Origin of the sequence: Xanthomonas sp. A1809 (assembly GCF_017746015.1) — a bacterium.
In the GTDB taxonomy this organism is placed as follows: Bacteria; Pseudomonadota; Gammaproteobacteria; order Xanthomonadales; family Xanthomonadaceae; genus Xanthomonas; species Xanthomonas euvesicatoria.
The window spans coordinates 136,211-154,973 of the sequence record NZ_JAGHWZ010000004.1; the positions used below are offsets into that span (position 1 = coordinate 136,211).

Below are 18,763 nucleotides of genomic sequence, written 5' to 3' on the forward strand. Positions count from 1 at the left end.
CGCAATGTTCAAGCCCCTCTCCCACCGGGAGAGGGCTTGGGGTGAGGGTACGGCGTCGCGACTATCGTGAAGATCGCCTCAACCACAGCATCCAGCGAAAGCAACACATCGTTATTCCAAAAGCGCAGCACGATCCAGCCTTTCGATTGAAGCCAACGCGTCCTTGCCTGATCGAAGGATGCCTGATGCTGCGATCCGTCCAACTCAACAATCACCTTAGCTTCAATGCAACAAAAGTCTGCGATGTACGGTGGAATCGGATGCTGACGTCTGAACTTGAAGCCTTGTAGCTGATTGCTTCGCAGACGGCGCCAAAGTGCACGCTCTGCGTCGGTCATGTGGCGACGCAATGCGCGTGCGTGGGCACGGGTGACGGTAGGCAATGGCGGTTTGATTTTCATCGCTCCACCGTACCCTCACCCCAACCCCTCTCCCGTGGGGAGAGGGGCTTCAAGCACGTCCGTTTTCATGGGCTTTTCTTATTAGACAGCCTGGTCTTGCTGAGGTGGCGCTCGAGGGTCTTGCTCCAAGCGAATCCCGAATCCCGAATCCCGAATCACCAATACCCAATCCCCGCCCTCAAAGCACCCCGCGCTTGATCTGATCGCGCTCGATGCTTTCGAACAACGCCTGGAAATTGCCTTCGCCAAAGCCTTCGTTGCCCTTGCGCTGGATGATCTCGAAGAAGATCGGGCCGATGCAGTTGGTGGTGAAGATCTGCAGCAGCTTGCGCTGCTTGGTATCGGGGTCGGCGTCGATCAGGATCTTGTTGCGGCGCAGGCGTTCGACATCTTCGCCATGTGCGGGGATGCGCAGGTCCACCACATCGAAATACGTGTCCGGCGTATCCAGGAAACTCACGCCGGCGGCGCGCATCTTTTCCACGCTGGTGTAGATGTCGTCGGTAAAGCAGGCGATGTGCTGGATGCCTTCGCCCTGATACGCGTCCAGATACTCGTTGATCTGGCTCTTGGGGTCGGAGGATTCGTTGAGCGGGATGCGCACGATGCCGTCCGGCGCGGTCATCGCCTTGGACACCAGGCCGGTCTTGGCGCCCTTGATGTCGAAATAGCGGATCTCGCGGAAGTTGAACAGGCGCTCGTAATAGTCCGACCAGCGCTGCATGTTGCCGAAATACAGGTTGTGGGTCAGGTGGTCGATGAAGGTCAGTCCGAAGCCGGCCGGGTGCTGGTCGGCACCGTCGATCGGCTCGAAATCGGCGTCGTAGATACTGCCGGCCTCACCGTAACGGTCCACCAGGTACAGCATGCAATCGCCGATCCCCTTGACCACCGGCGCCGGAACCGCGCGGGTGTCGGGCTTGTTCTGCACGGCTTCACCGCCGTTGCCCAGCACCGTCTGCAGCACGGTCTCGGACGGGGTGCGGAAGCGGATGGCAAAGCCGCAGGCGCAGGGGCCGTGCGCGGCGGCGAAATCGGCAGCGAACGAATCGGGATCTTCGTTGAGCAGGAAGTTGACCCCGCCCTGGCGATAGACGGTAATGGGGCGGCTGCGGTGACGCAGCACCGCGCTGAAGCCCATCTTGCGGAAATAATCGTGCAGCTGTTCCCCCTGGCCGGCCGGTGCGGCGAATTCGACGAACTCGAAGCCGTCGATGCCCATCGGATTGTCGAAGGTGGTGACCTGCATGCCAGGATCGGGGCGGGTTGCAGTGGTGTTCGGTTGTGCGCTCATCTTCGTTTCTCCACGCTTGGGGGGCCGCAGGGCTATGCGGAGTAGCAGAAGACCCGCGAGAATGCGCAGGCCACCCTCGGTTTGTAGTTGCAAATGAAACCAAAATCAAGACACAGTGCAACATGAGCGATCTCGACAGCCCCCACCCGCCGCAATATCCCGTGCTGCTCAACCTCGAGCAGTTCCTGCCGTATCGCCTGAGCGTGCTGTCCAACCGTATCAGCAGCAACATCGCCAAGGTATACGGCGATCGTTACGGCATGGCGATTCCCGAGTGGCGGGTGATCACGATCCTGGCGCTGTATCCGGGTTCCTCGGCCAGCGAGGTCTCCGACCGCACGGCGATGGACAAGGTGGCAGTCAGCCGCGCCGTGGCGCGCCTGCTGGAGCGCGGCTTCATCCGCCGCGAGACCCATGGCGACGATCGCCGCCGCTCGATGCTGGCGTTGTCGCCGGCCGGGCGGCAGGTCTACGAGACCGTCGCGCCGCTGGTCAACGAGATGGAACAACGGCTGATGTCGGTGTTCAGCGCCGAAGAACAGCAGGTCCTGGAAACGCTGATCGACCGGCTGGCCAAGGACGGGCTGCCGCGCATGGCCAGCAAGGACTGAACAGCGCTACGCCGGGAGCCAATGCGTGGTGCCTTGGCGCCGCACAGGATCGGATCCGGTTGCAATCGGCGCTGGCGCATGCGCTGGCGCAGCACTGGCCTCGATGCCGTGCCGCGGCGCTGTCGCGCGATTTCGATAGATTGTCGGCGCGCTCGGAAACGACTGTTCGCTGGCTCGCAAATCGCGCATTGACGCAGCGCATCGCATGCCGGTGTGGCTGCCGTCGCCAGCAAGGCCTCATCACATCGCGCCAGGGCTGCGCGCGTGGAAGTCACAGGCTGAGTTCGCGCCGGGCGATAGCCATCGGCACGATGCAGACAAAAACCCCCGCAGCAATGCGGGGGTTTTTGTGTGACGCGTTCGCCCAGCATCAGGCCTGCGGTGGCGCCCACTGCTTGAGGAAATCGAACAGCTTCTTGCGGTCGAAACCCTCGCCCTTGCGCAGCTCCGGGCCGGACTGCGTGGTCAGCAGCTTGCCGTCGCTGTCCAGCACCAGCAGCGACGGGGCGTCGTTGAGCTGGGCGAACGCCGACAGGAAGGCAGCGTTCTCGTTGGCTGCATCGCGGTTGACCTTGACCACCACGAAGTGCGCGTCGCGGAAGCTGCGCAGCTCCGCATCGCCGCCCATCAACTCGTCCAGCGCCTTGCAGGGCTCACAGGCGGCATTGCCGACATTGAGCACGATGCGCTTGCCGCCGCGCTTGGCCTCGACCTTGGCCGTCTCCAGATCGGCCGCCGGATCGCGCGAGGGGTCGTATTGCGCATTGAGCGCAGCGGCCGCGGCGATGTCGGCCGCGGTCGGCGTGTTGCCCGAAGACACCGGCTGGCTGGGATCGGCGCTGGGCGGCTTCTGCATCGAGGTATCCAACGGCTTGGGCGCCTCCTGCGGGCTGCTGGTCTGCCCGCAGGCGCTCAACAGACCGGTCAGCAGCAGGCCACAGACAAGGGGTTTGATCGGCATCGCTGTTCTCCTCACTTCACACCATGCATCAATTTATTGATCAGCGGCGCGATCAGGAACAGCAACGCGCCGGCGCCCACCAGCGCCCAGAACCCGAACGTATACCCACCCAGCGCCGAGGACACGCTCATGCCTTCGTTTCCGCTGACATGGCCGGCGAAAATGCCCGACAGGTTGTTGCCGATGCCGGTGGACAAAAACCAGCCACCCATGCCGAAACCGACCAGGCGTACCGGGGCCAGCTTGGTCACCATCGACAGGCCGATCGGCGACAGGCACAGCTCGCCGACCGACTGGATGACGTAGACCATGAACAAGGTCCAGAACGGAATCTTGCCGGCGTCGTTGACCAGGCTGGACAGCGCAAACATCAGCAGCAGGAAGGCCAGGCCGTTGAACAGCAGGCCCAGGCCGAACTTGCGCGGAATCGACGGATTGAAGCGGCCGGACTTGACCCAGATCCACGCGATGACCGGTGCCAGCGCAATGATGGCGATGGAGTTCACCGACTGGAACCACGCGGTGGGGAAGGTCCAGCTGCCGAAATTGCGGTTGACGATGTTGTCGGCCAGGAAGGTGAACGAGCTGCCGGCCTGTTCGAAGAACATCCAGAACAGCACGTTGAAAGCGAAGATGATCAGCATCGCGATCACCTTGTCGCGCTGTACCTTGCCTTCACGGATGCCTTCCACCAGCAGCATCACCGACAGGCCGATGAACAGCACCGTCAGCACGATCTGCAACACGTCCGCACCGACGGCGAGCAGGAAGTACACGCCCGGAATCGCCAGCAGGCAGCCCACCAGCACCATCAGCACGCGGCCCATGCCCTGCGCACCCGGCGCCGGTGCGCCGATGCCCTTGAGCTGGACGCGGCCGAACCAGAACCACACCAGGCTGATCAGCATGCCCACGCCGGAAGCCATGAACACCATCTTGTAGGACGGCATGACTTCAGTGCCGAACACCTTTTCGGCCAGCAACTGGGTCAACACCGGCGAGATCATCGCGCCCAGGTTGATGCCCATGTAGAAGATGGTGAAGCCGCTGTCGCGGCGCGGATCGGCCACCGAATACAGCTTGCCGACCATGGTGGAAATGTTCGGTTTGAACAGCCCGTTGCCGACCACCACGGTGGCCAGGCCGATCTCGAACATGGTGTGGTCGGGAATGGCGATCAGGAACAGGCCGGTCGCCATGACGGCCGCCCCGACCAGGATCGAGCGCTGGTAACCGAGCACGCGGTCGGCCACGTAGCCGCCGAAGATCGCCGCCGCGTACACCAGCGCCAGGTAGGCGCCATAGGTCCGCCCCGCCGGCGCCTGGCCGGTGGCATCGCCATTGAAGAACTGCGCCACGATGTACAGCACCAGCGCCCAGCGAATGCCGTAGAACGCAAAGCGTTCCCAGAATTCGGTCATGAACAGCAGCCACAACGGCCGGGGGTGGCCGAGCAACGTGGGGAACTCGGGAGGCGCCGGCGGCTGCGGCGGTGTGGAGGCGGATGTCGGCGCGGTCGCGTCAACGCTCATAGAGGTCCCTTGCGTATTCAGTGATGGCTGGGTGCACCGAGGCGAGCCCGGGCGACGCGCGAGGATCACTTAGACGTCATGTACGCGTCAAATTCGCCGGAGTCAGCTGCCTGATGGCCGTGGGTGGAGTTGGCGGAATTTGGCCGCGTGCTGGGGCACCAGGGGCCGGCGTGAGATCGCGCCGGCCCTGTTCCGAAAGCACAAGCGCTTGCGTGCGCTTGCCTTGCCCTTGCGCATGCCTGGCCTTGCTCAGCCCTGCGCGGCGTCCGGGGCGCCTTGCGGGGGGCGGCCGTCCACGCCCACCGAGGTGCGCACGTCGAACAGTTCCGGGAAGAACGTCAGCGCCAGCGCCTGCTGCAGGAAGCCGACGCCGCTGGAGCCGCCGGTGCCGCGTTTGAAGCCGATCACCCGCATCACCGTGCGCATGTGGCGGAAGCGCCACAGCTGGAACTGGGTTTCCACATCCACCAGGTCCTCGCACAGCGCGTACTCGCGCCAGTAGCGGTCGGTGTTTTCGTAGATGCGCTCGAAGACCGGCCGCAGGCTGTCGTCGGCCACGTGTGCGGCGGTCCAGTCGCGGGCCTGGTAGTGCTGCGGAATCGCGTGACCGAAGCGCGCCAGATAGCGCAGGAACTCCTCGTACAGGCTGGGTGCTTCCAGCGCCTCGCGCAGCCGCGCCTGGCCGTGCGGGTCGTAGGCGAACACCTGCAGCATCTGCGGGTTCTTGTTGCCGAGCAGGAACTCGATGTAGCGGTATTGCAGCGACTGGAAGCCCGACGACGGCCCCAGCACGTCGCGAAACCCCATGTACTCGCTCGGGGTGAGCGTTTCCAGCACCGACCACTGCTCGGTCAGTTGCCGCAGGACCTGCTTGCTGCGCGCCAGCACCTTGCGGCATTGCCAGACTTCGTCGCGCTGCAGATGCACGATGGCCGCGCGCAACTCGTGCGCCAGCAGCTTCAGCCACAGCTCGGAGGTCTGGTGCTGGATGATGAACAGCATTTCATCGTGATGCGCCGGCTCGGACAGGGGCTGCTGCGCAGACAGCAGTTGATCCAGCCGCAGATACCCGCCGTAGGTCAGCCGCCCCTCCAGGTCGGTGTGGATGCCAGGTTCCAGGTCACGCAGGTTCTTGTCGACGGGCATGGCATCGCGCTGAAGATCGGGCCACGCAGGGTAACGCAGCGGCCGGGATTCGGGATTCGGGATTCGGGATTCGGGATTGGCGGATGGCGGATGGCGGATGGCGGATGGCGAAGCGTATTGGCCCACGGCTATCGCCGGCCCTGGCTGGCTGCTTGCAGCCCTGGCGGGATTGCCTGAGGGGATCGGGGCCAGCGAGATACGTGCGCAGGTGCCTCGTAGAAAATCCGTATGCACGATTGGCACGCCCGGGCCTCAGCGTCGAGCCCGCTTCCTTCAGCTTTGAACCACTTGGCAGGCGCCCGGTGCGGTCTCAGCCACTGCGCCGCTGTCACCATATCGTCAACCTAGGTCTGCAAATTCATGCAGAATCGAACGGCGCTGCCGGCCAGGGACGTGGCCGGACCAGGGGAGCGTTTCACGTCTCAAGGATCAGGGGACTCTCATCTCATGCATGTGTTGCAGCGTCGTGCAGCCGTATTTCTGTGTGCGCTGGCCGTGGCCGGCCACGCCAATGCCCAGGTCGTCATCAGCCAGGTCTACGGCGGTGGCGGCAATAGCGGCGCCACCCTCCGCAGCGATTTCATCGAGCTGCACAACATCGGCGGTGCCCCGGTCAGCCTGGATGGCTGGTCGGTGCAGTACGCCTCCGCGGCCGGCAGCAGCTGGCAGGTCACCCCGTTGGCGGGCACTGTCCCGGCCGGCGGCTATTACCTGATCAAGCAGGCCGACGGCAGCGGCGGCAGCGTGGCGCTGCCCACGCCCGATGCCATCGGCACGCTGGCCATGAGCGGCACCGCCGGCAAGGTGGCGCTGAGCAATAGCGCCTCCGCGTTGAGCGGCACCTGCCCCACCGGCAATGCCGATCTGGTCGGCTATGGCAGCACGGCCAGCTGCGCCGAAGGCAATGCGCCCACGCCGGCCCCCAGCAACACGCTGGCGGTGCTGCGCGGCAACGACGGTTGCACCGATACCGACAACAACGCCGCCGACTTCGCCACCGGCGCGCCTGCCCCGCGCAATGCCGCCAGCCCCGCGCGCCTGTGCAGCGGCGGCAGCCAGCCGGTCGCCACGCTGGCCGATGTCAGCCAGGCCGAAGGCAATGCCGGCACCCGCAGCTTGGTGTTCACCCTGAGCCTGAGCCAGCCGGCCGGTGCGGGCGGGGTGAGCTTCACCGCCGCCACCGTCGATGGCACCGCCACTGCCGGCAGCGACTATGTCGCCCTGCCCGCCACTACCCTGCGCATCGCCGCTGGCGAACGCAGCGCCACCATTTCCGTCGATGTCCTGGGCGACACCACGCCGGAGCCGGATGAAAGCTTCCGGCTGCAGATCAGCGGCCTCACCGGCGCGCTGCCGGCCACGCTGAGCGCCACCGGCACCATCCTCAACGACGACTTCAGCCTGTTGCCGATCCACGCCATCCAGGGCAAGGGGGCGCGCTCGCCGCTGGAGGGCCAGGTGGTGGCCACCTCGGGCATCGTGACGGCACGCCGCAGCGCCGGGTTCTTCCTGCAGGCGCCCGATAGCGAAGCCGACGCCGACCCGTCCACCTCCGAAGGCGTGTACGTCTACACCGGCAGCGCACCGCCGGAGGCGGCCGCCATCGGCAACCGGGTGCGCGTGCAGGGCACGGTGATCGAATACGTGCCCACCGCCGACCCCACCCAGCCACCGCTCACCGAGATCGGCGGCAGCCTGACCGTGCTGGCCGATTCCACCGGCAACCCGTTGCCGATGCCGGTGGCGTTGAGCGCGAACTTCCCCAACCCCAACGGTGCCTTCGATCAGCTCGAAGCGCTGGAAGGCATGCGTGTGGCCGCCGCCAGCCTCACCGTCAATACCCCCACCGGCGGCAGCGTCAACGAGACCAACGCCACGGCGACCAGCAATGGCGTCTTCCATGCCGTGGTCACCGGCGTGCCGCGCGCCTACCGCGAGCCGGGCGTGCAGTTGCCCGACCCGCTGCCGGCCGGCTCGCCTGCCGGCGTGCCGCGCTGGAATACCAATCCCGAAGTGATCGCGGTCGGCAGTGCCGGCGTCGGCGCCGAGCGGCTGGATCTGGCCTCCGGCTGCCAGGTGCTCGATGTGGTCGGCCCGCTGGATTACAGCTTCCGCCGCTACACGCTGTATCCGGAACGCACCCCGCAGGTGAGCTGCAACGGTGCCGACCAACCGCGCCCGGCACCGGTACCGCAGGCCGACGACGTGGCCGTGGCGACCTACAACATGGAGCGCTTCTTCGACGACCAGAACGACCCGGCGATCGGCGAACCGGTGCTCACGCCGGCCGCCTTCCAGGCCCGCCTCAACAAGGCCTCGCTGGCGATCCGCAACTACCTGCACACGCCCGACATCCTGGGCACGGTGGAAGTGGAAAACCTCAGCGTGCTGCAGACCCTGGCCGCGCGCGTCAACGCCGATGCGGTGGCCGCCGGCCAGCAGGATCCCAAGTACGTGGCGTACCTGCAGGAAGGCAACGACGTGGGCGGCATCGACGTCGGTTTCCTGGTCAAGACCGCACAGATCGCCGGCGGCGTGGCGCGCGTGGAAGTTCTCTCGATCGCTCAGGAAGGCAAGACCACCACCTGGACCGAGCCGGGTGGCGGCGTGAGCCTGCTCAACGACCGCCCGCCGCTGGTGCTCACCGCCAACGTGCACCAGGCCGACGGCCGCGTGCTGCCGCTGACCGCCATCGTGGTGCATCAGCGTTCGCTCAACGGCGCCGAAACCGACGATGCGGCCGGCATGCGCATCCGCGCCAAGCGCCAGGCGCAGGCCGAGTATCTGGCGCGCCTGCTGCAGACGCGTCAGCAATTGAACCCTGACGAAAAAGTGCTGGTCATGGGCGACTTCAACGCCTTCGAATTCAACGACGGCTATGTGGATGCGATGGGCACCGTCACCGGCAAACCGGCGCCGGATGCGCAGACCGTGGTGGGCGGCGATGGCACCGATCTGGTCAACCCGGATTACACCGACCTGACCTGGTTCAACACGCCCGACCAGAGCTACTCGTACGCCTTCGACGGCAACGTGCAGTCGCTGGATCACATCCTGGCCAACGATGCGCTGATGCGCGCGCCGCAGATCGCCTCGCTGTCGGTGGGCCACGCGCGCATCAATGCCGACTTCCCCGGCACCGCGCGTAACGATGCCAATACGCCGACGCGGCTGTCCGATCACGATCCCACCGTGGTGCTGTTGCGCATGACCAAACAGGTCAATGCGGACCTGGGCGTGGCGGTCACTGCTGCGCGCGATCAGGTCACCGAAGGCGAGCGCATCGATTTCAGTGTGGACGTCGAAAACCGCGGCCCCGACAGTGCGGCGTTCGCTGCGGTTGCCTTGGCGTTCGATGCCGCAGTGAGCCCACGCGTCACCGCCGCACCTGGCTGGGTGTGCCAACCGCCGCAGACCGGCACCCAGACGGTGGTCACCTGCACCATTGCAGCGTTGGCAGCCGGTAACGCGCAGAACTTCTCGGTGCAGGTGGAGGCGGGTGCGGCATTGGCCGGACGGACGTTGACCCTGGCTGCATCGGCGGCTTCGCAAACCCCCGATCCGCAGTCGGGCAACGACACCGATGCGGCCAGCGTGACGGTACAGGCGCAACCCCGCAGCGACCTGGCGGTACGTTTCGACGGCCCAAGCAGCCTGCCGACCACCGCCTTCAGCGCCACCTACCGCGTGCTGGTGAGCAATGTCGGCGCCGCACCGGCGCAAGGCTCCGGCCTGGTGATCGAAGGCAACACGGTGTCGGCGTTGTCGCAATTGGTACCGCCGCAAGGCTGGCGTTGCGACAAGCAGACCCAATCGCTGCGTCGGGCCCGCTTCGTCTGCAGCACCGCCGCGGTGGTACTGCCCGGCGCGCAGGCAACTTTCCAGTTGACCGTCGCTGCCAGGCCCATCCCGGCCGACGGCGCGGTGCGGGTGCAGGCCACGGCCACCTCGCGTTCGCCCGATGCCAACCCAGCCGACAACACTGCGCTGATCGTCACGCCGATCGGCGGAGGTGATGGGCGCCGCTGATCGCAGTGCAACACGTCGCAGTTCTCTACTGCGACAAAGGGCGCGGCCTGGTCCGCGCCCTTTTTTTTGTGCAAGCCAGCATGATTGTCTGCTGCGGTGCAGGACAGCGTTTTGCTTCGCCGTCCTTAACATGGCAACTCATATCATTTGAAACTTCTTGATGAAGGTGTCGTCGCAATGAGCGTAGCCGCGCAGTTCCAGATCGACTATCTGCAATACATGGACGCGGACGGCCAATGGGTCCGCGACGACCTTCCGGCCGACGCCGCCAACCCGCAACAACTGCTCGCCCTGTTCAAGCGCATGTTGTTCGTGCGCACCTTCGACACCAAGTCGGTGGCCTTGCAGCGCACCGGCAAGCTGGGCACCTACGCGGCCTGCATCGGCCACGAGGCCACGCATGTGGGCATCGGCGCTTCGATGCGCAGCGGCGATGTGTTCGCGCCCAGCTACCGCGAATACGGCACCATGTTCGAACGCGGCGTGCGCCCGCGCGATGTGCTGCTGTACTGGGGCGGCGACGAACGCGGCAGCGACTATCCGCGCGATGCCGATGCGGCGATCGACTTCCCGATCTGCGTGCCGATCTCCACCCAGTGCCTGCACGCGGCCGGTTCGGCGCTGTCGTTCAAGCTGCAGGGCAAACCGCAGGTTGCGGTGGCCTGCTGCGGCGACGGTGGCAGCTCCAAGACCGACTTCTATGCCGCACTCAATTCGGCCGGCGCCTACAAGCTGTCGCTGATCCTGTGCGTGATCAATAACGGCTGGGCGATCTCGGTGCCGCGCTCGGCGCAGACCGGCGCGCAGACGCTTGCGCAGAAGGGCCTGGCCGGCGGCCTGCAGTGCCTGCAGGTGGACGGCAACGATCTGGTTGCCGTGCTCGAAGCCATGCGTCAGGCACGCGTGCGCGCACTGGCCGGCGATGGCGGCACGGTGATCGAGTTTTTGACCTATCGCCTGTCCGACCACACCACCGCCGACGACGCGCGGCGCTATCGCGGCGAGGAAGAGGTCAAGCAGGGCTGGGCGCGCGAACCGCTGCTGCGCCTGCGCCGCTACCTCACCGCGCAAGGCCTGTGGGACGCCGCCCAGGAAGACGCCTGGAAGGCCGAATGCAGCGCGCGCGTGGACGAAGAGGTCAACGCCTATCTCAACACGCCGGTGCAGCCGGTCGAAGCGATGTTCGATTATCTCTACGGCGACCCGCCGGCCGAGTTGCTGGCACAGCGCGCCGAGGTGATGGCGCTGGAGTCGCGCCATGGATGAGCTCACCCATGTGCCCGCAGACACCTCGCAGCACGCCAGTGCCCCTTACAACGCTGCGGCAACGCGCGGAGAGATCGCCATGAGTTCGCCCATCACCCTGATCGAAGCCATCACCCAGGCGCTAGCCTGGGAGCTGGAACACGACCCCGCGGTACTGGTGCTGGGCGAGGATGTCGGCGTCAACGGTGGCGTGTTTCGTGCCACCGCCGGCCTGCAGCAACGCTTCGGCAGCGACCGCGTGCTGGACACGCCGCTGGACGAAACCACCATCGCCGGGCTGAGCGTCGGGCTGGCCGCGCAAGGCATGAAGCCGGTGGCCGAAGCGCAGTTCGACGGCTTCGTGTATCCGATGGTCGACCATCTGATCTGCCACGCCGCCCGCCTGCGCAACCGCACCCGTGGCCGCCTGCATTGCCCGATGGTGCTGCGCGTGCCGTGGGGCGGTGGCATCCGCGCGCCGGAACATCACAGCGAAGCCAACGAAGCCATCTTCACCAACGTGCCGGGCCTGCGCGTGGTGCTGCCGTCCTCGCCGCAGCGCGCCTACGGCCTGCTGCTGGCCGCCATCCGCGACCCGGATCCGGTCATCTACATGGAGCCCAAGCGCATCTATCGCCAGTACAAGGAAGTGGTGGCCAACGATGGGCAAGCGCTGCCGCTGGATGTGTGCTTCGTGTTGCGCGACGGCACCGATGTCACCCTAGTGACCTGGGGCGCGCAGGTGAAAGAGGCGCTGGAAGCGGCCGACAAACTCGCTGGCGAAGGCATCAGCGCCGAAGTCATCGACGTGGCCACGTTGCGCCCGCTGGACTTCGACACCATCGCCGAATCGGTGGCCAAGACCGGCCGCTGCGTGATCGTGCAGGAAGCCCCGCGCACCGCCGGTTTCGGTGCGGAAATCGCCGCGCGCCTGGCCGAACAGTCGATGTACGACCTGGTGGCGCCAGTGGAACGCGTCACCGGTTACGACACGCATATCCCGCTGTTCCGGCTGGAAATGAAGTTCCTGCCGAGCGTGGAGCGCATCGTCGCCGCGGCACGTCGCGCGGTGGCTGCCGGCTGATATGCGCGCCCGTCTGCTTTGCGACCATCGCGCCGCCTACGCCAACCCGGTCCGCTTCCAGGCAGGCCAGCAGGTCGGCGTGGGCGTGCGCGACGAAGAATGGCCGGCGTTTGCCTGGGTCACGACCGATAGCGGACGCGCCGGTTGGGCGCCGCTGGCCTGGTTGCGCCCGCTGGGGGACGGCCGGGCCGAAGCCCTGCGCGATTACGACGCACGCGAACTCGATGCCCAGACAGGCGAGGACGTGTTGCTGCATCACGAACACGGTGGCTGGTGGTGGTCCGAACGTGCCGACGGCACGCAGGGCTGGCTGCCGGCCGCCGACCTTGAACTCCTCGACGACACCACGCCGCAGCTGCCGGCCGCGCAAGAGAATCTGCCATGAGCGACAACAAGAACTTCCACCTGCCCGACCTGGGCGAAGGCCTGCCCGACGCCACCATCGTGGAATGGTTCGTCAAGGAGGGCGACACCGTGCGCCTGGACGACCCGCTGGTGTCGATGGAAACCGCCAAGGCGGTGGTCGAGGTGCCCTCGCCGTTTTCCGGGACCGTGGTCAAGCTCGCCGGCGCCGCCGGAGATGTGATCGTGACCGGTTCGGTGCTGGCGCAGTTCGCGCTAGATGCCTCGCAGCCGCAACGCGCCGACGGCCAGGACACCGGCCATTCGCATGGACCGGCGCCGACGCACGCACCCACGCCCAGCACCGGCGACAGCGCGGCTGGGCACACCACGCGCGTGGTGGCCTCCGATAACGGCGGCGAAATTGCCGATGCCGATGCTGGCGATGGCAGCGGCGATCGCGACGATGCCGGCACCGTGGTCGGCGCGATGCAGAGCTCCAACGCCGTGCAGAGCGAGCAGGCCATTACCGTCGGCGGCGTGCGCGCCATGCCGGTGGTGCGCGCGCTAGCGCGCAAGCTGCGTGTGGACCTGGCACAGGTGCGCGCTACCGGCCCGGACGGCACGGTCACGCTGGCAGACGTAAAGCAGGCCGCGGCTGCCGGTACCGCGCAGCCCTCACCCGGCGCGCATGGCGCGCCGACCTCTCCTGCCAGCGGGCGAGGTGGTCCGATCGGTGACGGTGGGAGAGCTGCCGACGGCAGGGATCGACCCGCAACAGCAACCCTTCTTCCGCCTGCGGGAGAAGGTGCCCGCAGGGCGGACGAGGGCAACGCCCGCTCCACGCTGTCGGCCAGCGGCAAGCCGATGCGCACCCAGTCGCCCGGCATCAGCGCCAAGGGCCAACCCGAGCAACTCAAGGGCGTGCGCCGCAACATGGCACGCGTGATGGCCGATGCACACACCAAGGTGGTGCCGACCACGCTCAACGACGATGCCGATCTGCACGCCTGGCAGCCCGGTAACGATGTCACCGTGCGTCTGGTGCGCGGTATCGTGCGCGCCTGCCAGGCGGTGCCCGCACTCAATGCCTGGTTCGACGGCGACGCACTCAACCGCACCCTGCACCACCAGGTCGACATCGGCATTGCCGTGGATACCGAAGAAGGCCTGTTCGTGCCGGCGTTGCGCAACGCCGACATGCTGGATGCGCACGGTATTCGCGAAGGCGTCAACCGGCTGCGCCAGCAGGTGGAAAGCCGCAGCATCGCCGCGTCCGAACTGAGCGGCTACACCATCTCGCTGTCCAACTTCGGTATGTTTGCCGGCCGCTACGCCACGCCGGTGGTGGTGCCGCCCTGCGTGGCGATCGTGGCCGCCGGCCGCGCGCGCTACCAGCTCACCCCGGTGATGGGCGGCGTGGAAACGCACAAGGTGATGCCGCTGTCGCTGACCTTCGATCACCGCGCCGCCACCGGCGGTGAAGCGGCGCGCTTCCTGCGCGCCTTGCTGGACGATCTGGCGTTGGCCAACTGAGCACTTGCGCGGCGGGCTTGCCGGCTCGCCGCGCAGGCTGGACCAGGACGCGCTATCGCAACCGGTCAATGTTGGCGCAGACGGATGCGTGCGCGGAGCAGCTAAGCGAGCGCAAGGCAGTTGCCGATTCAGACATCATGGTGCCGGCCGCCGCGCAACATTTGTGTGTGCTAACGAACTGACGCTCTCGCCTTGCGCCGCGTCAGTGGCCAAGCGTGATTGCAGCGAGCGCATTGGCCGATTCAGCTGCCACTACCGGAAGCACCGCCTTGTTCTTTCTCAGCACGTTTCAGCTCACGGAGAAAACGTTCCCTTTCGCCTCTGGGCGCCCGTAGCGTCTTGTGTTCGTAATTCACTTCGGGGTCGGCGGCATCACGCCTAAAGTATTCGTATTGTTGCAATGCCATCTTTCCCTCTTTTTTCCTTTCCTTCTTATTTCCATCAATTCTTGCGTAATTTCCTGACTCGTAACCCTTCTTATCGCTCTTGGACAATGGAGATCCTTGGAACATATCGTACGAGTTCGCAGCACTCTTGTGCGCGTTATCCGAGATCTTCATCTCCCTGTTTTCAGTAGAAAATTTGTATTTAGCATCCGGATATTTTTCGTGCTTCTCCCTTGAATCAAGACCGTCGGCTGCGGGATGCACTGGTCAACCCTTGTAGCGCGGGGTTTACCTGCTCATGCGAAACGGCTCCGGACGATTGCTGCTGCCGGTTGCTGGTGCCGCCCACCGCTTCATCGGTGCCGCCGTAATAGGAAGAATGCACGTTGCCGATGTGACTCGGTTTCATCATTACACCTCTTTGATCCGAAAAACGGTTTGAATACCACATTACAATTGGGCAACCCCAAGCAGCGGGGCGTTACGCCGACACCAGCAGGACTACGTCAACCAATGCCGTGTATCTACTCAATCTCTTGGCTAGGACCAGAGGTCACTTCTGATACACATATCGAAGCTAGATAAGACGGCCTGCCACACGCAAGGCGACTTCAACAGATAGTTAGCGAGACATTCATTTGTTTAATTAATTAGCCGCACACCGCTTCATGTTTCGGCTTTTAATATACTCTCGCTCACTTGACGGCACGCTCGACGCCTGCAACTTTGTAGATCCTTGCGAACCTTCGGTAGCGCCGAGCGCAATGCCCTGCGGCAGCCGCATGCCAATCCAGCAATGCCATCGGTGCTGCGACCATCGCAGATGACATTGCACAGGGCCACAACGCTGGCGATCACTGGCCACGGCCGTGGATTAGTCGCATTGGACGCAGCAGACCCCGGGTCGACACACCGGTTGTTACCACTGCCGCTTGGCGGCGCCGTGGAGCGCCATGCGCGGCCAGCGCACCTGCACTTCGTTTCGGCATGCACGCCGTCGACAATGCGCGGATAATCGCGCGATGTCACTGAAAGCAGATTTGCTGTCGCTACAGCTACAGCCCGTATTCGAGTCCGCGCTCGCCAGGGCCGGTGTGCATGCGCTCACGCCGATCCAGGTCGCGATGATTCCGCCGATGCTGGCCGCACGCGACCTGATCGCCACCGCGCAGACCGGCTCGGGCAAGACCCTGGCATATGCCTTGCCGCTGCTGCAGCAGCGCCTGCAGGCGCCGGAACAGGCGCCGCGCGTGCTGGGCGGGCTGATCCTGGTACCGACGCGTGAGCTGGTCGCGCAGGTTGCGCAGACCCTGCTGTCGCTGGCCGCCGCCTTGCCGCGACGGCTGAAGATCGTCGCCGCCACCGGCGGTGAAGCCATCAATCCGCAGCTGATGGCCTTGCGCGGTGGCGCCGACATCGTCATCGCCACCCCGGGGCGGCTGCTGGACCTGGTGACGCACAATGCGCTGGGCCTCTCGCAGGTAAGCACGCTGGTGCTGGACGAAGCCGATCGCCTGCTCGACCTGGGCTTTGGCACCGAGCTCGATCGCATCCTGGCCTTGCTGCCGGCGCAGCGGCAAAGCGTGCTGGTCTCGGCCACCTTCCCAGCCGCCATCGCGTCGCTGGCCAAGCGTCGCCTGCGCGATCCGTTGCGCATCACCCTCGACGCCACGCCCGAACAGGCACCGGCGATCGCGCAACGCGCCATCGCAGTGGATGCCGGCCAACGTACGCAGCTGCTGCGTCACCTGCTGCTGGAATACGGATGGCCGCAACTGCTGGTCTTCGTCGCCAGCCGCCACAGCGCCGACAAGGTTGCCGAGAAACTGAGCAAGACCGGCATCGCCGCCTTGCCGCTGCACGGCGAATTGAGCCAGGGCCGCCGCGAACGCACGCTGCGCGCCTTCAAACAGGCGGACGTGCAGGTGCTGGTGGCCACCGACCTGGCCGGGCGCGGCATCGACATCGACGCCTTGCCGGCCGTGCTTAATTACGACCTGCCCCGCTCCACTGTCGACTACACCCACCGCATCGGCCGCACCGCACGCGCCGGTGCCAGCGGCGTGGCGATCAGCTTCGTCACGGCAGACAGCGCCCAGCAGTGGCGGCTGATCGAAAAACGCCAGGGCCTGCGCGTGCCGACCAGCGTGATCGAAGGGTTCGAGCCAACTCCGATCCAGGCGCCTGCCCCCGACCATGCGCCCGGCGCAGCGGTGCGTGCAGCGGATGACAACGGCGGCATCAAGGGCAAGCGGCCGAGCAAGAAGGACAAATTACGTGCCGCGGCGCAGGCGCAGGCTGGCAAGCCGGGCTGAGAGTAGCGAACGCATCGTCGCGAGCAGTCGTAGCACCGGCGCGTGATGACTGCGCCCACACCGCCGCACTGCAGCGCGGGCTGGCCTGGCAACCGCGCGCCTCGGCAGCCGAACGCGCTCAGCATGCCTAAGCCGCAACCGCCCAGCAAAACGCGCTGGCGCAACAGCGTCGGCCAGCCACGGCCCGCTCGAACCGCTGCGTCCGAGCGGTAAGTATCCGCTACCAAGCACCAGCAGGGTTGGCCGGTGGCAGCGTCCCCGTCGCTTCGCCAATAAGGACGCTCGCCAGCGTCAAGGCACCGCAGGCCTCCTGCACCCCTGCCAGTTGCCATCCGCAACGCGCGAGGCCTGGCTCGTCCATGCGATGCGGTCGACAATCCGCCAGCAACTGCTCGTCCCGTAGCGGTGCGCCGCCGACGGGACGACGATCAAACCTCAATCCTGCTCGAAATCCAGTTCGCCATCACCGAACGCATGATCGCTCTGCGCGCGCGGCGTGCGCTTGCCCGGCTTGCGCAGGATTTCGACGAAGAACTGCTCGCCACCGTCGGCGACGAGTGCGTTGATCGAGCGGATCAGCTCGGCCGGCGGCAGTGCCACGGCACTGGCTTCATCCACACCGAAGCGCATCTCGAAGTCCCAGTAGTCCGCGCCGGCCGGCAGCTCCTTGCGGCGCTCGCGGCGGATGTACTTGCGGATATCGTGCTTGCTGGATTCCAGCAGACGATCGCGGTTCTTGCCTTCGAGGTTGAGCTGGTAGGTCTTGCGCATGGCGACATCGGTGGTGGGGACTGGCCGCCTATTGTGAGGCCAAGGCGGCATCCTCGGTGAATCCAGCATCAAGTGGCGCTGCAGAACCGCCAAATGGCGGCATGCGCGCCTGGACTGACGCAATCACGCCGTACGGCCCACCCCTGCGTTCACGGCCGCATCGACGCCCTGACGCATCTCACCGCAGCCCGAGCTGCTTGCGCAGGCTGCCGTCCACCGCGCTGGCGGGCAGGAACCGGCGCAGCTTGCTCAGCAGCGATGCCTGCCCGGCGGGTGTGCGGCGCATGCGCCACCTGCCCAGGGCCGCCTCCACCACGGTGGCGGCCACGCCATGCGGTTCCGGCGCGGTGTCGATGCTGTGCGTGACTGCCCGCGCCACCACGCCACGCTCGCGGTCGTAATCGGCAATGGTGGCCTGCACCACCGGCGAATTGCTGCCCAGGCTGGTCTTCGTATACGCAGGCTCCACCAGCGTCACGCGAATGCCGAATTGACGCAGTTCGTGATCCAGCGTTTCCGACAGCCCTTCCACCGCATGTTTGGAGGCGGCATACACGCCCATGTACGGCGCCGGCAGGAACCCCAGCACCGAGCTGACATTGACGATGCGGCCCTGGCCGCGTGCACGCATGTGCGGCAGCACGGCCTGCACGGTGCGCAGGATGCCGAGTAGGTTGATGTCGAATAATGCGGCCGCTTCGTCGACGCTGGTTTCTTCAATGGCACCGACAAGATTGGTGCCTGCGTTGTTGACCAGCACATCGATGCGGCCCGCGCGGGCGACGATGCCATCGACCGCACGCTGCACCGATGCGGCATCGCGGATATCCATTTCCACCAGCTCCACGGCCGTCAACGGTGTGGCACCGGCCAGGTGACGCACGCTGCCGTAAACGAGGCAGCCGGCTCGGGCGAAGTGTTCTGCGGCGGCACGGCCAATGCCGGACGACACGCCCGTGATCAGCACAACGGTCTGCTGTTGCATTGCGGTTCCTTCAATCAAGAGAAAGACATCGGCGATACGCGTGCGGCCTGCAGGGCATGCGTTCGGAAGGTGGTGACGATGGCGCACGACATTGCGCTGCGACGGCACTGTGGCCACGGTCGCAG

At 65.7% G+C, this 18,763-nt stretch carries 15 protein-coding genes; 7 read left to right on the forward strand and 8 right to left on the reverse strand.

All coding sequences use genetic code 11. From position 1 onward, the window contains the following. Positions 1–8 precede the first annotated feature (8 nt). Both J7396_RS04505 and hppD read right to left on the reverse strand, forming a co-directional pair. A complete protein-coding gene (locus J7396_RS04505) occupies positions 9–401 on the reverse strand; it encodes an endonuclease domain-containing protein (RefSeq protein ID WP_209261058.1) in 393 nt (130 codons plus the stop codon). A 178-nt stretch (positions 402–579) separates the two neighbouring features. Continuing rightward, positions 580–1,695 carry a 4-hydroxyphenylpyruvate dioxygenase gene (gene hppD / locus J7396_RS04510; RefSeq protein WP_008575541.1) on the reverse strand — a complete coding sequence of 372 codons (1,116 nt, stop codon included), beginning with the start codon at positions 1,693–1,695 and terminating at the stop codon, positions 580–582. Between the two features lie 122 nt (positions 1,696–1,817). Here hppD and J7396_RS04515 point away from each other — a divergent pair, with 122 nt between their 5' ends. After that, positions 1,818–2,306, forward strand: coding sequence for a MarR family transcriptional regulator (locus J7396_RS04515; RefSeq protein WP_008575539.1), 489 nt, complete (start codon positions 1,818–1,820; stop codon positions 2,304–2,306). Between the two features lie 370 nt (positions 2,307–2,676). On the opposite strand, the gene J7396_RS04520 is transcribed toward J7396_RS04515, so the two are convergent. The 3 genes from J7396_RS04520 to J7396_RS04530 all read right to left on the reverse strand — a co-directional run bounded on the left by J7396_RS04520 (position 2,677) and on the right by J7396_RS04530 (position 5,945). Continuing rightward, entirely contained in the window at positions 2,677–3,267 is a 591-nt protein-coding gene (locus J7396_RS04520) for a thioredoxin family protein (RefSeq protein ID WP_008575538.1), read from the reverse strand. A gap of 11 nt (positions 3,268–3,278) precedes the next feature. Then, positions 3,279–4,799 (reverse strand): oligopeptide:H+ symporter, encoded by a 1,521-nt coding sequence (locus J7396_RS04525; protein ID WP_209261059.1) that lies wholly within the window; start codon positions 4,797–4,799, stop codon positions 3,279–3,281. A gap of 249 nt (positions 4,800–5,048) precedes the next feature. Beyond that, positions 5,049–5,945: a tryptophan 2,3-dioxygenase family protein gene (locus tag J7396_RS04530; protein WP_008575535.1), complete on the reverse strand. Its 897-nt coding sequence runs from the start codon at positions 5,943–5,945 to the stop codon at positions 5,049–5,051. Between the two features lie 447 nt (positions 5,946–6,392). On the opposite strand from J7396_RS04530, the gene J7396_RS04535 reads away from it, so the two are divergent. The 5 genes from J7396_RS04535 (at position 6,393) to J7396_RS04555 (ending at position 14,181) form a co-directional block, all read left to right on the forward strand. Then, a complete protein-coding gene (locus tag J7396_RS04535; protein WP_209261060.1) occupies positions 6,393–9,974 on the forward strand; it encodes a lamin tail domain-containing protein in 3,582 nt (1,193 codons plus the stop codon). 177 nt (positions 9,975–10,151) lie between these two features. After that, positions 10,152–11,240, forward strand: a complete 1,089-nt coding sequence (gene pdhA / locus J7396_RS04540; RefSeq protein ID WP_209261061.1) for a pyruvate dehydrogenase (acetyl-transferring) E1 component subunit alpha — start codon at positions 10,152–10,154, stop codon at positions 11,238–11,240. Beyond that, positions 11,233–12,303: an alpha-ketoacid dehydrogenase subunit beta gene (locus J7396_RS04545; protein ID WP_011346140.1), complete on the forward strand. Its 1,071-nt coding sequence runs from the start codon at positions 11,233–11,235 to the stop codon at positions 12,301–12,303. Before pdhA ends, J7396_RS04545 begins: the two co-directional genes overlap by 8 nt. Before the next feature lies 1 nt (position 12,304). After that, on the forward strand, positions 12,305–12,688 hold the full coding sequence (locus J7396_RS04550) for an SH3 domain-containing protein (RefSeq protein ID WP_008575527.1): 384 nt from the start codon (positions 12,305–12,307) through the stop codon (positions 12,686–12,688). After that, positions 12,685–14,181, forward strand: coding sequence for a dihydrolipoamide acetyltransferase family protein (locus tag J7396_RS04555; RefSeq protein ID WP_065628860.1), 1,497 nt, complete (start codon positions 12,685–12,687; stop codon positions 14,179–14,181). The genes J7396_RS04550 and J7396_RS04555 overlap by 4 nt, the downstream gene beginning before the upstream one ends. Positions 14,182–14,423: 242 nt before the next feature. Here the strand turns inward: J7396_RS04555 and J7396_RS04560 are convergent, their stop codons facing one another. After that, complete coding sequence (locus J7396_RS04560) at positions 14,424–14,831, reverse strand: hypothetical protein (RefSeq protein WP_244669533.1); 408 nt, start codon at positions 14,829–14,831, stop codon at positions 14,424–14,426. A 758-nt stretch (positions 14,832–15,589) separates the two neighbouring features. Between J7396_RS04560 and J7396_RS04565 the strand changes: the two genes are divergently transcribed. Continuing rightward, positions 15,590–16,882, forward strand: a complete 1,293-nt coding sequence (locus tag J7396_RS04565; protein WP_209261062.1) for a DEAD/DEAH box helicase — start codon at positions 15,590–15,592, stop codon at positions 16,880–16,882. A gap of 435 nt (positions 16,883–17,317) precedes the next feature. On the opposite strand, the gene J7396_RS04570 is transcribed toward J7396_RS04565, so the two are convergent. Together J7396_RS04570 and J7396_RS04575 are read right to left on the reverse strand one after the other, a co-directional pair. After that, a complete protein-coding gene (locus J7396_RS04570; RefSeq protein ID WP_008575519.1) occupies positions 17,318–17,653 on the reverse strand; it encodes a DUF6172 family protein in 336 nt (111 codons plus the stop codon). Positions 17,654–17,831: 178 nt separating this feature from the next. Further along, a complete protein-coding gene (locus J7396_RS04575; protein WP_209261063.1) occupies positions 17,832–18,755 on the reverse strand; it encodes an oxidoreductase in 924 nt (307 codons plus the stop codon). Positions 18,756–18,763 lie beyond the last annotated feature (8 nt).